13 protein-coding genes are annotated in these 13,270 nt (G+C 74.8%); 9 read left to right on the top strand and 4 right to left on the bottom strand.

The genetic code is table 11. The features are described from left to right. The first annotated feature begins 23 nt into the window (after positions 1–23). From HNP84_RS45640 to HNP84_RS45610, 7 genes are all read left to right on the top strand, one after another. Complete coding sequence (locus tag HNP84_RS45640) at positions 24–1,196, top strand: homogentisate 1,2-dioxygenase (protein WP_185056372.1); 1,173 nt, start codon at positions 24–26, stop codon at positions 1,194–1,196. Further along, complete coding sequence (locus tag HNP84_RS45635) at positions 1,193–2,062, top strand: hypothetical protein (RefSeq protein WP_185056371.1); 870 nt, start codon at positions 1,193–1,195, stop codon at positions 2,060–2,062. The genes HNP84_RS45640 and HNP84_RS45635 overlap by 4 nt, the downstream gene beginning before the upstream one ends. Next, on the top strand, positions 2,059–3,252 hold the full coding sequence (fahA, locus tag HNP84_RS45630) for a fumarylacetoacetase (RefSeq protein WP_185056370.1): 1,194 nt from the start codon (positions 2,059–2,061) through the stop codon (positions 3,250–3,252). The genes HNP84_RS45635 and fahA overlap by 4 nt, the downstream gene beginning before the upstream one ends. A gap of 161 nt (positions 3,253–3,413) precedes the next feature. Beyond that, positions 3,414–3,845 carry an NfeD family protein gene (locus tag HNP84_RS45625; protein ID WP_185056369.1) on the top strand — a complete coding sequence of 144 codons (432 nt, stop codon included), beginning with the start codon at positions 3,414–3,416 and terminating at the stop codon, positions 3,843–3,845. 4 nt (positions 3,846–3,849) lie between these two features. Continuing rightward, the gene (locus HNP84_RS45620; RefSeq protein WP_185056368.1) at positions 3,850–4,935 is read left to right on the top strand and encodes an SPFH domain-containing protein; all 1,086 of its coding nucleotides are present in this window, start codon (positions 3,850–3,852) and stop codon (positions 4,933–4,935) included. A gap of 55 nt (positions 4,936–4,990) precedes the next feature. Further along, the gene (locus tag HNP84_RS45615; protein ID WP_185056367.1) at positions 4,991–5,956 is read left to right on the top strand and encodes a helix-turn-helix transcriptional regulator; all 966 of its coding nucleotides are present in this window, start codon (positions 4,991–4,993) and stop codon (positions 5,954–5,956) included. Positions 5,957–5,965: 9 nt separating this feature from the next. After that, entirely contained in the window at positions 5,966–6,412 is a 447-nt protein-coding gene (locus tag HNP84_RS45610) for a CBS domain-containing protein (protein ID WP_185056366.1), read from the top strand. 5 nt (positions 6,413–6,417) lie between these two features. Here HNP84_RS45610 and HNP84_RS45605 read toward each other — a convergent pair whose 3' ends face one another. From HNP84_RS45605 to HNP84_RS45590, 4 genes are all read right to left on the bottom strand, one after another. Next, complete coding sequence (locus HNP84_RS45605) at positions 6,418–7,980, bottom strand: YfjP family GTPase (RefSeq protein ID WP_185056365.1); 1,563 nt, start codon at positions 7,978–7,980, stop codon at positions 6,418–6,420. Next, complete coding sequence (locus HNP84_RS45600; protein ID WP_185056364.1) at positions 7,977–9,725, bottom strand: P-loop NTPase family protein; 1,749 nt, start codon at positions 9,723–9,725, stop codon at positions 7,977–7,979. The genes HNP84_RS45605 and HNP84_RS45600 overlap by 4 nt, the downstream gene beginning before the upstream one ends. Before the next feature lie 334 nt (positions 9,726–10,059). Further along, a complete protein-coding gene (locus HNP84_RS45595; protein ID WP_185056363.1) occupies positions 10,060–10,545 on the bottom strand; it encodes a hypothetical protein in 486 nt (161 codons plus the stop codon). A gap of 110 nt (positions 10,546–10,655) precedes the next feature. Beyond that, complete coding sequence (locus tag HNP84_RS45590; protein WP_185056362.1) at positions 10,656–11,399, bottom strand: TetR/AcrR family transcriptional regulator; 744 nt, start codon at positions 11,397–11,399, stop codon at positions 10,656–10,658. A 113-nt stretch (positions 11,400–11,512) separates the two neighbouring features. Here HNP84_RS45590 and HNP84_RS45585 point away from each other — a divergent pair, with 113 nt between their 5' ends. Both HNP84_RS45585 and HNP84_RS45580 read left to right on the top strand, forming a co-directional pair. Beyond that, on the top strand, positions 11,513–12,454 hold the full coding sequence (locus HNP84_RS45585) for an ATP-binding cassette domain-containing protein (protein ID WP_312927182.1): 942 nt from the start codon (positions 11,513–11,515) through the stop codon (positions 12,452–12,454). Next, positions 12,451–13,260 carry an ABC transporter permease gene (locus HNP84_RS45580; RefSeq protein ID WP_246519464.1) on the top strand — a complete coding sequence of 270 codons (810 nt, stop codon included), beginning with the start codon at positions 12,451–12,453 and terminating at the stop codon, positions 13,258–13,260. Before HNP84_RS45585 ends, HNP84_RS45580 begins: the two co-directional genes overlap by 4 nt. Positions 13,261–13,270: the final 10 nt, after the last annotated feature.

The raw sequence follows: 13,270 nt of genomic DNA, 5'->3' as shown, positions 1-13,270 counted from the left end.
CGGACGGAATGAGGGCTTTACCGATGCCGTACTATCGCGTCGTCGGGGAAGTGCCGCGCAAGCGGCATGTCAGGTTCCGGCGGCCTGACGGCGGGCTCTACGCCGAGGAGCTGATGGGCGAGGAGGGCTTCTCCTCCGACTCCTCGCTGCTTTACCACCGCAACCTTCCGACCGCCATCGTCAAGGCCGAGACCGTGACGGCCGGTGCGGATGAGGCGCTGACCCCCAATCTGCCCCTGGCGCCGCGGCATTTCCGCACCCGGGATCTGCCCGTGGGCGGTGACATGGTGACCGGGCGGCAGACCCTGGCGGGCAACGCCGACGTCCGGTTGTCGTACATCGCGGCCGACGCGCCCAGTGAGCTGTACCGCGACTCCAAGGGCGACGAGTGCGTCTACATCGCCTCCGGCCGGGTCCTGTTCGAGTCCACCTACGGGGCGATCGAGGCGGGCGAGGGCGACTACGTCGTGATCCCGACCGGGACGATCCACCGCTGGGTGCCCCTCGACGGGCCGGTGACCGCGCTGGCGATCGAGGCGTCCGGGCACATCCGGCCGCCCAAGCGCTACCTGTCGCAGTACGGCCAGTTCCTTGAGCACGCGCCGTACTGCGAGCGCGACCTGCGCGCCCCGGGTGAGCCGCTGCTGCGCGAGGGCTCCGACGTGCCGGTGCTGGTGCGCACGCGGGGCGGGCTGAGCCGGCTCGTCTACAAGAACCACCCGTTCGACGTGGTGGGCTGGGACGGCTACCTGTACCCGTACGCGTTCAACATCGACGACTTCGAGCCCATCGTGAAGCGCACCCACGCGCCGCCGCCGGTGCACCAGACCTTCGAGGGGCCGGGCTTCGTGATCTGCTCGTTCTGCCCGCGCCCGCTGGACTTCCACCCCGAGGCGGTGCCGATCCCCTACAACCACCACAACGTGGACTCCGACGAGTTCATGTTCTACGTGGGCGGCGACTACAGCGCGCGCCGGGGCTCGGGCATCGACGTCGGCTCGATCTCGCTGCACCCGGCCGGATTCACCCACGGCCCGGCCCCGGGGGCGGTCGAGGCGGTGATCGACGCGGTCGAACGCGGCGTGTCACAGACCACCGAGCTGGCCGTGATGATAGACACCTTCCGCCCCCTCGACCTCGGGACGGCCGCCCTGGCCCGCGAGGATCCTTCGTACGCCTGGAGCTGGGCCCGATGACCACTGCACTTCTCGCCGACCTGGTGGACGACGCGGGGCTGTTCCCGCCGACCTCGCTGCCGATGCGCGACGCGCTGGCCCGGCACCTCGCCGACGCCGACGCCGGCAGCCCCGTGCTCACCCACCGCTTCCTGTGCCCGACCAGCCGCCTGGACGACCTGCGCAGGCACCTGCCCGACCGCCCGCTGCGGCTCGGCCTGATCGTGGACGGCCCCGGCGAGCCCGACCTGACCGGCCTGCCCGGCGTCACCGTGGACACCGTCGAGGTGCGCCTGCCGTCCGGGCCGGTGCCGCCGCAGCGCAACCATCCCGACGCCCCGGCCGAGCCGGAAGGGCTGGCCTCGGCGTCGGCGCGGCGGCTGGCCCCGTGGCTGCCGGAGGGCGCGCGGCTGTTCGTGGAGGTGACCCCCGACGCGCTGCCGATGTGGACCGAGCCCGGCGTCGGGCTGAAGGTCCGCTGCGGCGGCCTGGAGCCCAAGGCGTTCCCGAGCGCGCACCTGCTGGGCCACTTCATCCGCTACTGCGCGCGCCACGGCGTGCCGTTCAAGGCCACCGCCGGGCTGCACCACGCCGTGCGCCATCCCGATCCCAGCTTCGGCGTCTACCGGCACGGGTTCCTGAACCTCCTGCTCGCGACGTGCGCCGCCGTGGAGGACCGCGACCCGGTGCCGGTGCTGGAGCTCGGCGACCCCGCCCAGCTCGTACGCCTGGCGCGGGCCGTCTCGCCGCCGGAGGCGCGCCGGGCCCGCGCGCTGTTCGTGTGCTACGGGTCGTGCAACACCGCCGCCCCGCTCGACGACCTCGCCGAGCTGGGCCTGATCGACCGCCCGGCGGCGGCGGGCGCGGGCGCGGAGCGGACGGCATGAGCGAGGCGACCTGGGTGCCGCGGGCCGAGGGCTCCGGCTTCGGCCTGAACCATCTGCCGTTCGGCGTGTTCTCCCGCGACGGCGAGGCCCCGCGCGCGGGGGTGCGCGTCGGCGCGTACGTGCTCGACCTGGCCCCCGTGCTGCACGACGAGGCGTTCGCCGCGCCCGCGCTCAACCCGTTCCTGGCGCGCGGGCGCACCGCCTGGGCCGAGACCCGGCGGCGGCTGCGCCGGCTGCTCAGCGCCGAAGGGGCCGCCGCCGACGTCGCGGCCGACCGGGCCGCGGTCGAGCCGCACCTCATCCCGCTCGACCAGGTGACGCTGCACCTTCCCGTCGAGATCGCCGACTACGTGGACTTCTACTGCTCGCTGGAGCACGCCTCCAACGTCGGGCGGATCTTCAGGCCCGACGGCGAGCCGCTGACCCGCAACTGGCGGCATCTGCCGATCGGCTACCACGGCCGGGCCGGCACGGTGGTGGTGTCGGGCACCCCGATCCCCCGGCCGCGGGGCCAGCGCGGGCCCGGCGACTTCGGCCCGTGCGCCCGGCTCGACATCGAGGCCGAGCTGGCGTACGTCGTGGGCGTGCCGACCGCGCTCGGCTCCCGCCCGGGGCCGCTGGAGGAGCACGTCTTCGGCGTCACCCTGCTCAACGACTGGAGCGCCCGCGACATCCAGGCGTGGGAGACCGTGCCGCTGGGCCCGTTCCTGGGCAAGTCGTTCGCCACCTCGATCTCGCCGTGGATCACCCCGCTCGAAGCCCTGGAGGAGGCGCGGGTCGAGGGCCGCGCCCAGGACCCCGAGCCGCTGGAGTACCTGCGCCGGAGGGAGCCCTGGGGGCTGGACATCGCCGTCGAGATCGTGCTGAACGGCACGACCGTCTCGCGCCCGGCGTACCGCGACATGTACTGGACGCCCGACCAGATGCTCGCGCACATGACCGTCAACGGCGCCTCGCTACGCACCGGCGACGTGTTCGCCAGCGGCACGATCTCCGGCGCCCGGCGCGAGGAGCGCGGCAGCCTGATCGAGCTGACCTGGAACGGCGCCGAGCCGGTCAAGCTGAGCGAGGGCGACGTGCGCGGTTTCCTGGAGGACGGCGACACGGTGACGCTGCGTGCCACCGCTCCCGGCTCCGGCGGCGAGCGGATCACGCTGGGTGAGGTGAGCGGCACGATCCTTCCCGGCTGACCGAAACCGCGCCGCCCGGCAACCGGAAAGACCGTGATCTCACCCCCGCTCGGATGCGAGAATCCGCACCATATGCGGACGGGTTACGGTGGATTTACGGTGGAGACAGAGGGAACCCCTCAGCCCATTGGCCCGTTGTTCTATAGCAGGAGGGCCGGAAGATGGATGACTGGGTCATCTGGTTGGTCTTGGCGGTCACGCTGGGCGTCGCGGAGATCTTCACGCTGACGGCCGCGCTCGGACTGCTCGGCGTCTCCGCGCTGATCACCTCTCTGGTGGCGGCGCTCGGGCTGCCCATGCCGGTGCAGCTCCTGGTCTTCACCGCCGCCTCCGCGGCCGGGCTGCTGCTGATCAGGCCGATCGCCACCCGGCACCTGCGCCAGGTGCCGATGCAGCGCTTCGGCGTGCAGGCCCTGGTCGGCAAGACCGCGTACGTCGTGCACGAGGTGAACGGCCGCGAGGGCCGGGTGCGCATCGGGGGCGAGGAATGGTCCGCCCGCGCCTACGACGAGACCCTGGTGATCCCCGAGGGCGCCGCCGTGGACGTGATCGAGATCGAGGGCGCGACCGCCCTCGTCTATCCGCGGGAGTGATGTCATGGACGCCCTGCTCATCGCCGGACTCGTCATCGTGCTGTTCGCCGTGTTCACGGTCCTGCGCGCGGTGCGCATCGTGCCGCAGGCCCGTGCCAGGAACGTCGAGCGCCTGGGCCGCTACCACCGCACGCTCCAGCCGGGCCTGAACTTCGTGATCCCGTACATCGACCGGGTGTATCCGATGATCGACCTGCGCGAGCAGGTGGTCTCGTTCCGGCCCCAGCCGGTGATCACCGAGGACAACCTGGTCGTGGAGATCGACACGGTGCTGTACTTCCAGGTCACCGACCCGCGGGCGGCGGCGTACGAGATCTCGAACTACATCCAGGCCATAGAGCAGCTCACCGTCACCACGATGCGCAACGTCATCGGCTCCATGGACCTGGAGAAGACCCTCACCTCCCGCGACACCATCAACAGCCAGCTCCGCGGCGTGCTGGACGACGCCACCGGCAAGTGGGGCATCCGGGTCAACCGGGTCGAGGTGAAGGCCATCGACCCGCCCAAGACCATCAAGGACGCCATGGAGAAGCAGATGCGCGCCGAACGCGACAAGCGCGCCGCGATCCTCACCGCCGAGGGCAACCGCCAGTCGCAGATCCTCACCGCCGAGGGCGAGAAGCAGTCCAACATCCTGCGCGCCGAGGGCGAGCGCACCGCCGCGATCCTGCGCGCCGAGGGCCAGGCCCAGGCCATCGACCAGGTCTTCCAGGCCGTCCACCGCAACGACCCCGACCCCAAGCTGCTGGCCTACCAGTACCTCCAGGTCCTGCCGCAGCTCGCCAAGGGCGAGAACAACACCTTCTGGGTCATCCCCAGCGAGGTCACCTCGGCGCTGCAGGGCGTGAGCAAGGCGTTCACCCAGTCCCTCCCGCCGTCCCAGGCCACCCGCGAGGAGACCCCCCAGGTCGCGCAGGCCGCCGCCGAGGAGGCCGCCCAGGCGAGCAGGGCCGCCGAGGAGGCCGTCGCCGACGCCGGCGAGGCCGAACCGGGCCCCCGCCAGCTCGACCGCGCCCGCGCCACCGCCGACCCGCTGGCCACCCTCACCGACCCCGATCACGCGAACCCGAAGCACGCGGAGCGGTAGCCCGGCGGGCCGATGAGGTCAGGATCCGGCCGCGTTCCGGGGCAGACTGGCGGGCATGCTGGAGACCTCGGCGCGGTTGTTGCGCCTGCTCTCACTGCTGCAGACGCGGCGTGACTGGAGCGGCGGCGAGCTGGCGGAGCGGCTGGGGGTGGCGCGGCGTACGGTGCGGCGCGATGTGGAGCGGCTGCGCAGCCTCGGGTATCCCGTGGCCGCCACGCCGGGGGTCGCGGGCGGGTACCGGCTGGGGGCCGGGGCCGCGCTGCCACCGCTGCTGCTGGACGACGAGGAGGCCGTGGCCGTGGCGGTCGGGCTGCGCACGGCGGCGGGCGGGAGCGTGGCGGGGATCGAGGAGACGTCCGTGCGGGCGCTGGCCAAGCTGGAGCAGGTGCTCCCGTCGCGGCTGCGGCACCGGGTGAACGCGCTGCAGACGTACACGGTGCCCGTGCCGGGCGACGGCCCGACCGTGGACGCGGGCACGCTGACCACCATCGCCGCCGCCTGCCGCGACCACGAGCGGCTGCGGTTCGACTACGCCGGGCACGACGGCGCCGAGTCCGTACGCGAGGTGGAGCCGCACCGGCTGGTGCACGCCCGCCGCCGCTGGTACCTCGTGGCCTGGGACGGCAGCCGGGGCGACTGGCGGACGTTCCGGGTGGACCGCATCCGGCCGCGCACCCCCAACGGGCCGCGCTTCACCCCGCGCGAGCCCCCCGAGGGCGGCTTCGCCGAGTACGTGCGGCGCGGGCTGGCGCACGCGCTGTGGCGGCTGCGCGCCACGGTCACCCTGTACGCGCCCGCCGCCGAGGTCTCCGCCAGGATCGGCCCCGACGACGGCCTCGTGGAGGCCGTGGACGAGCGGACCTGCCTGCTGGTCACCGGGGCCGACACGGTGCACGCCCTCGCCCTCTTCCTGGGCTTCATCGACCTGGACTTCGTGGTGCACGAGCCGCCGGAGCTGATCGAGCACCTGCGGACGATCGCCCGCCGCTACACCCGCGCCACCGAGGGCCCCCTGAGGTAGGTTCTGAGTGTGCGCGCTTCGGATCTGGTCGAGCCGTATCCGACCGTCGGCATCGACGCCGCGGCCATGGACGCCGCGCGGCTGCTGGCGGAGCAGCGTCTGGTCGGCGTCATCGTGCTCGACCACGACGGTCACCCGTTCGCGGTGCTGCCCGGGTCGCAGCTTCTCGGCGGGATCGTGCCGGGCTACGTCCGGGCCGATCCCACGCTGGCCCGGGTGGTGGACGAGCGGCACGCCGATCTCATGTGCGCCAAGCTCGCCGACCAGACGGTGCGCGACGTGCTGCCCGCCGATCACCGGCCGCTCGCGGTGGTCGATCCCGACGCCACGACCATGGAGATCGCGGCGCTGATGGCCGCCTCGCACACCCCGCTGGTGGCGGTGGTGGACGACGGCGAGTACCAGGGGGCGATCACCACCTCCGGCCTGCTGCGCCGCCTCCTCGCCGTCACCTGACGCCGTCAGCGGGCTCGCTCCAGGGCCCGGGTGAAGGTCGCGTAGCGGTCCAGCTCGGCGCGCACCGGCGCCAGCACCAGGGTCTCGGCCACCTCGCGGATCGCCGCGCGCAGCGCCCTGGCGGTCCGGCGGGCCCGGCGGCGGGCCGCGATCCGGGCCACCAGGCGGCACAGCAGGGCGATCAGCACGCCCGCCGCCGCGCCGCCCAGCAGCAGGACCGTGGGCCAGGGGGTCTCGCCGGCCGTGGGGGTCGGGGGCTCGGGCAGCCGCAGGTAGTCCAGCGCGAACAGCGCCGTCAGCCACAGCGCGCCGGCCACCAGCGCGGCCAGGGCCGCCCACTGGGCCGCCCCCGCCACCCGCCACCAGCGGGGACGGGCGGAGGCGGACAGGGCCGTGGTCGTGACCGCGCGGTCCAGGGCGTCTTCCAGGTCGTCGGTTCCGGCGCGGGCGGCACGGCGCACGGCCGCCGCCCACGGTTCGGGGAGCCCCGCGGTCGCGGACTCCGCCAGGTTCCTGATCGCGGTGTCCACCCGGCTCCGCTGCACCTGCGACGGCGCGGGCAGGGAACTGCGGGAGGGTCCGGGCACCAGGTGCAGCCTGCGCAGCGGGTCGGGGCGCAGGCGGCGCAGCCCCCGGGTGACCGGCCAGCCCGTCGCGGCCACGGACCGGTGCCGGTGCGCCTTCGCCACCGCCTCCACGACCACGGGCACGCCCGCGGCCTCGGCCAGCGCTGCGGTCAGGTCACCCTCGCGGATCTTCGGCGGCGGGCCGGCGGCGCAGGACGCCAGGGCGTCGGCGGCGGTCGCGGCGTCGGCCGCCAGGCGGGCCGCCCAGGAGCGGCGGCGGGCCACCCGTTCCTCCAGCACGGCCCGCAGGGCCTCCACCCCCGCCCCCGTACGGGCCGACACGCCGAGCACCGGCACGCCGGGCAGGCCGTCCTGGTCCAGCAGACGGCGCAGGTCGGCGATGCAGCGGGCGACGGCGGCCGGGGCGAGACGGTCGATCTGGTTCAGCACGACCAAGGTGACCTCGCGGTGCCGGGCGAGTCGGCGCAGGTAGCGCTCGTGCAGCGCGGCGTCGGCGTACTTCTGCGGGTCCACCACCCACACGATCAGGTCGGCCAGCGTGACCAGCCGGTCCACCTCCAGGTGGTGGCCGAGGTCGATGGAGTCGTGGTCGGGCAGGTCGAGCAGGACCAGGCCCTCGGGGGGCGGCGCGAGCGCGTGCCGCCGGGGCACGCCGAGCCAGTCGAGGAGCGGGCCGGAGCCGTCCGGCCGCCACACCGCCGCCTGGGCGGCGCCGGTGGTGGGACGGGTGACGCCGACCTCGGCCAGCTCGGTCCCGGCCAGCAGGTTGAACAGCGACGACTTGCCGCTGCCGGTCGCGCCCGCGAGCGCGACGACCGTGTGGTCCAGCGACAGGCCGCGGCGGGCGCCGGCCCGCTCCACCACGGCGCGGGCGGCGGACACCTCGGGCTCGGGCAGGCGGTCCCCCGCCGCCGTCACGGCCTCGGCCAGCGCCTCCAGCCGGTCGTCCAGGGGCGTGTCCCGACGCGGCAGGATCTTCACCCGTGCCTCACCGCCGGCAGGTGGGTGCGCAGGGTGGAGGCGGCGGCGCGCAGCGCGCCGGGCGCGTCGCCGGCCGGGCGTACGGCGTCGAGGCGGGCGGTGAAGCGGGACGCGTCCTCGTCCAGCAGGACGCGCACCCGCCGCCGCAGGTCGTCGCGGGCCTTGGCGGTGAGCGTGCGCACGGCCTGGTCGCCGAAGACGGCCTCAAGGAGCTTCTGGCTCAGCACGCTGGTGCCGCCCGCGATGCCGACCTCGATCCCGGTCAGCCCGCCGGTGGACGCGAACACCGCGATCATCAGCAGCAGGCCGGTGCCGTTGACCCCGTACGAGGCGAGCCGCGCCGCGGTGCGCCGGCCCTGGCCCTCCTGGCGTACCAGGTCCAGCACGTAGCCCTGCCAGGCGCGCACGGTCGCCTCGGCGCGCTCGGGCAGGTCCTGGGCGGCGCGGGCGAGGCGGCCCGCCGCCCCGACCCCGGCGCGCTCCAGCAGGTCGCGGCCCGCCGGGTCGGCTGACCACGCCTCGTACGCGCGCTCGGCGGAGCCGTCGGCGGCGTCGCGGATCAGCGACTCCAGGCCGCTCTCCAGGGCGACCCGCAACCGGGCGCCGGACGCCGGGCGCCCGGTGACGAACTCGCCCAGGCGGTCGCGCAGCCGGCCGACGCGGCTCTCCAGCCCGCGCATCAGGTCGCCGGTGCCGACGAAGTCCTGCCAGCGGGCCAGCACCTCGCCGCGCAGCAGGGCGCCGTCGCGCATGCCGGCGTCGAACCGGGCCATCCCCTCGTCGTACGCCGCCGTCACCGCACGGCGCAGCTCCCGCTCGGCGGCGAGCTGCCGGTCCACGGCGTCGGCCAGCGCCGGGACCCGGGTGGCGAGCCCGGCCAGCGCCCCGGCCAGGGTCTGCCGGACCACCTGGGCCCGCGCCTCCGCGTCGGCGGCGATCCCGGACAACCACTCGGCGATCGGGCGGACGACCTCGGCGGGCAGGCGCGCGTTCTCCTCGGGCAGCGCGACCTCGGGCACCTCGAACAGCCGCGCCCCGCCGAGCCCGTTCTCGCGCATCAGCCGGGCCAGGTCGGCGGCCACGACCCGGGCGCCCTCGGGCGGCACCCGGTCCAGCACGATGGCCAGCGCCGTGCTGCGGTCGCCCGCCTCGCGCAGGTATCCCCAGGGCACCTCGTCGGCGTACCGGGCGGCGGTGGTGACGAACAGCCACAGGTCGGCGGCGGCCAGGAGCTGGGCGGCCAGGGCGCGGTTCTCGGTGACGACGGAGTCGATGTCGGGCGCGTCGAGCAGGGCCAGGCCGGGACGCAGCGCCCCGGCGACGACGACCCGCAGCACCGGCCGCCCGGCGCTCCCGTCAGGGCTCCGGCCCGGGTTCCCGTCGCCGCCGGTCACCCGGGGCATGCCGGGGAGGATGTGCTGCGCGGTGAACCAGGGGGCGTCGGCGGGGGCGGTCACCAGCGTGGGCACCAGCGTGGTCGGCCGCAGCACGCCGGGCTCGGTCACATCGGCGCCGACCAGGGAGTTGACCAGGGTGGACTTGCCCGCCCCGGTCGAGCCGCCGACCACGGCGAGCAACGGCGCGTCGATGGCCCGCAGCCGGGGCAGGACGTAGTCGTCGAGCTGCCCGGTCAGCTCCCGCAGCGCGCCCCGGTCGTCCCCGGCGCGGGGAAGCGCGAACGGCAGCAGGTCACCGCCGAGACGCCCCCGGAGCGCCTCGACGTCCTCAAGCAGTCCCCCTGCCACGGCCACACGCCGTTACTGCCCCATAACGCCCCTCCTAGACGGGGTTGTCTGTCCAGGGCATCAGGGGAGGAGAGTGGACGCCCCTCCCGTAGCGCCCCCAGACGGGCCGGGTTGTCCTCCCGGGAGGATCGGGGGTGGGCGGCGCTCCGATGGCGCCCCTCCCGGACCAGGTCGTCCTCCCGGGAGGATCGGGGGTGGGCGGCGCTCCCGTAGCGCCCTCCCGGGCCGGGTTGTCCTCTCGGGGGATCAAAAGGGCGGTGGTGAGCGGCGCTCATGGGCGTCGCGCTCCCCGGCGCCCAGCGTCCCTCCCGGGCCGGGTTGTCCTCCCTGGGGATCAGGGGGTGGGGGTGGGCAGGAGGGGGCGGCACTTCTCCAGGGCCTTGGCGGTCGTGGCGTCGGTGTCGCCGGCTCTGGGGATGGGGGCGTCGGTGGCCAGGGTGACGCCGTTGTCCTTCATGCAGGTGCGGAACGCCCGGAGGGCCGACTGGTCGAGGGCGCGGCGGCCGGCGCGGTCGCCCGGCCCGGGGGCGCCGCTGGGGCGCAGGGACGCGCACGCCTGCATGGCCTGCCGCGCCGCCGGGTCCGTGGAGCGCCGGGCGCCGGGGGTGGCCCCGCCGTCCGGCCGAGCGCCAGGGGCGTCGCTCGGCCGGGCGGTGGGCATCGTCACCCCGTGCTCCCTGAGGCAGTCGCGGAACGCGGCCCGCTGGTCGCCGCCGCCCTGCGGGGCGGCGGCCGTCCCCTCGTCTCCACCGCAGCCGGAGACGAGGAGCACCAGGCCCAGCGCCGTCGCACCGACGAGCGATCGGGATACCGCTGACACGAGATGCGCTCCTGGGGCCGGGGTGGGGGTGGTGCGACTCCCATCACAGGCGATGAACCTCAGCGGCACATCCGGCCCAGCTCAGCGTCGGCTGGCAGTTCGGTGAGCGATCAGGTGCGGCGCCGGATCAGGGCCTCCACGCCGTCGAGCAGCAGGTCCAGGCCGAAGCGGAAGTCGGCGTCCTCGACCCAGCCCTCGCCGCCGGCGAAGGCTCCGGCGCGCACGGCGGTGGTCAGGGCGGGGTAGCCCTCGGGGTCGATCACCTGGCCGAGCATGTCGCCGTAGTCGCCGGCGCTGATGACGCCGGCCTCGTCGAGCGCGGGGCCGCCGAGGACCAGGCCCGCCACGAGCGTGGCGTCGGTCAGGGCGTAGCCGGTGAGGGTGGTGGCGACGTTGACCTTCTCGCCCTCGTCCAGGGCGGTGCCGGCCAGCGCCGCCAGGGCGCGGTCGAGCCAGCGCATGCTCGCCGGGCCGAGCGGCGGGGCGAGGCGGATGACGGACAGCAGCCAGGGCCGGCTGATCAGGAAGTCGCGGTTGGCCCGGGTCCACAGCCCGAGGTACTCGCGCCAGGACAGCTCGCCGATCTCGGGCGGGTCGGGGATCGCGGCGTCGCCCATGGCGATCAGCAGCTCGTCCTTGCTGCCGACGTAGCGGTACAGCGCCATGGGGGCCACGCCGACCTGGGCGGCGACGGCGGCCATGGACACCCCGGCCAGCCCTTCGGTGTCGGCGATCTCGATGGCGGCGGAGGTGATCTTGGCGAGGTCGAGCCGTGGCCGCGGTCCCCGGCGCGACGCCGCCTCGCGGCCCCACATCCGCGCGACGACCGGCGGCAGCGCCTTCTCCTTCGCCATCGGACTCCTCTTCTCGCGATCCGGCGGGGTACAGTCTAATCTATATATGTAATACACAGTAAGCCGTACACAGAACGACCTACGCAGAAGGACGTACACAGAAAGGAGCGATCGTGGAGAGTGCGATCCACGCGCGCGGGTTACGCAAGGCGTTCGGCCGCGCGCGGGTGCTGCACGGGGTGGACCTGACCGTCCCGACCGGCACCCTGCTCGCCCTGCTCGGGCCCAACGGGTCGGGCAAGACCACCACCGTGCGCATCCTGACCACGCTGCTGCGCGCCGACGGCGGCACCGCGACCGTGGGCGGGTACGACGTGGCCCGCGAGGGCGACCGGGTACGCCGGGTCATCGGCCTGACCGCGCAGCAGGCCACCGTGGACGACCTGCTCACCGGCAGGGAGAACCTGGAGCTGTTCGCCGGGCTGTACCACCTGGGGCGGCGGGAGGCCCGCCGGCGCGCGCAGGAGCTGCTGGAGCGCTTCGACCTCACCACCGCGGCCGACCGCCGCGCCGGCGCGTACTCCGGGGGCATGCGCCGGCGCCTCGACCTGGCCGCGAGCATGGTGGGCGCGCCCCGCATCCTGTTCCTGGACGAGCCGACGACCGGCCTCGACCCGCGCAGCCGGGCCGAGCTGTGGGCGGTGATCCGCGAGCTGCTGGCCTCCGGCACGACGATCCTGCTCACCACCCAGTACCTCGACGAGGCCGACCAGCTCGCCGACCGCATCGCGGTGCTCGACGGCGGGCGGGTCGTGGCCGACGACGCCCCGGCCGCGCTGAAGCGGCAGGTCGGCTCGGAGCGGCTGGTGCTGCGGCTCGCCGGCGACGAGGACGCCGCCCGCGCCGCCGCCGTGCTCGCCGCCCAGGGCGAGGACGCCCGGCGCTCCCCCGGCGACGACCCGTCCGAGGTCACCCTCGCGCTGCACGGCCCCGACCACCTGCGGCGCGTCCTGGACCTGCTGCACCGGGCCGGGGTCGCGCCCGAGCGCGTGGAACTGCGCGCGCCCACCCTTGACGACGTGTTCTTCGAGCTGACCAAGGCGGTGGCGGCATGACCGCGATGACGACGACGGCGGCGGCGGCGGCGGGGCGGCGCGGCTCCGGGGCGGGCGACCTGGGCCGGCTGATCGCGCGGGCACTGCGTCACGAGACCTGCACGGTGGACGCCCTCATCGTGAACATCGCGATGCCGGTGGCCATCATGGTCGTCTTCGTGTACGTCTTCGGCGGGGCGATCACCACCGGCTCCAGCGGCCTGGAGTACATCGACTTCGCGGTGCCCGGCGTGCTGGTGATGTGCGCGGGGTACGGCGCCGCGCTCACCGCCGTGAGCATGGCGGAGGAGATGACCGGCGGCATGATCGACCGGTTCCGCACCCTGCCCATCGGCGCCTGGACGGTCCCGGCCGCCCTGGTCATCGCTTCGGTGGTCCGCAACGTGGCCACGACCGGGATCGCGCTGGCCGTGGCCGTGGTCCTGGGCTTCCGGCCGGACGCCACCCCGGCCGGGTGGGTGCTGACGGCGGCCGTGGTCGCCGGGTACGTGCTGGCCATGTCGGCGCTCGCGGTGCTGTGGGGCCTGATGGTCACCTCCACGCAGGCCGCGGGCGCGTTCAGCTTCGTGGTGCTGTTCCTGCCCTATCTGTCCGACACCGTCGTGCCGGCGGAGACCATGCCGGGGGCGCTGCGCGCGTTCGCCGAGCACCAGCCGATCACGCCGCTGGTCGAGACGCTCCGCGGGCTGCTGCTCGACCGGCCGATCGGCGACTCCGGGTGGATCGCGGCGGCCTGGCTCGCCGGGGCGGTGGTGGTCGCGACCCCGCTCGCGGCGGCGCGGTTCCGGCGCCGTACGTCCGCCTGAGCCCGTGCGC

Source organism: Thermocatellispora tengchongensis (genome assembly GCF_014202315.1).
Lineage (GTDB): Bacteria > Actinomycetota > Actinomycetes > Streptosporangiales > Streptosporangiaceae > Thermocatellispora > Thermocatellispora tengchongensis.
The sequence above is the reverse complement of the archived record's forward strand: the minus strand, read 5'-3'. Positions and strand labels throughout refer to the sequence as shown.

Excerpts from the sequence above, each read along its gene's own strand:
- HNP84_RS45615 (WP_185056367.1), top strand. The coding sequence starts at position 4,991 with ATGCTGGAGACCTCGGCGCGGTTGTTGCGCCTGCTCTCACTGCTGCAG.
- HNP84_RS45635 (WP_185056371.1), top strand. The coding sequence starts at position 1,193 with ATGACCACTGCACTTCTCGCCGACCTGGTGGACGACGCGGGGCTGTTC.
- HNP84_RS45620 (WP_185056368.1), top strand. The coding sequence starts at position 3,850 with ATGGACGCCCTGCTCATCGCCGGACTCGTCATCGTGCTGTTCGCCGTG.
- HNP84_RS45625 (WP_185056369.1), top strand. The coding sequence starts at position 3,414 with ATGGATGACTGGGTCATCTGGTTGGTCTTGGCGGTCACGCTGGGCGTC.
- HNP84_RS45580 (WP_246519464.1), top strand. The coding sequence starts at position 12,451 with ATGACCGCGATGACGACGACGGCGGCGGCGGCGGCGGGGCGGCGCGGC.
- HNP84_RS45590 (WP_185056362.1), bottom strand. The coding sequence starts at position 11,399 with ATGGCGAAGGAGAAGGCGCTGCCGCCGGTCGTCGCGCGGATGTGGGGC.
- fahA (WP_185056370.1), top strand. The coding sequence starts at position 2,059 with ATGAGCGAGGCGACCTGGGTGCCGCGGGCCGAGGGCTCCGGCTTCGGC.
- HNP84_RS45640 (WP_185056372.1), top strand. The coding sequence starts at position 24 with ATGCCGTACTATCGCGTCGTCGGGGAAGTGCCGCGCAAGCGGCATGTC.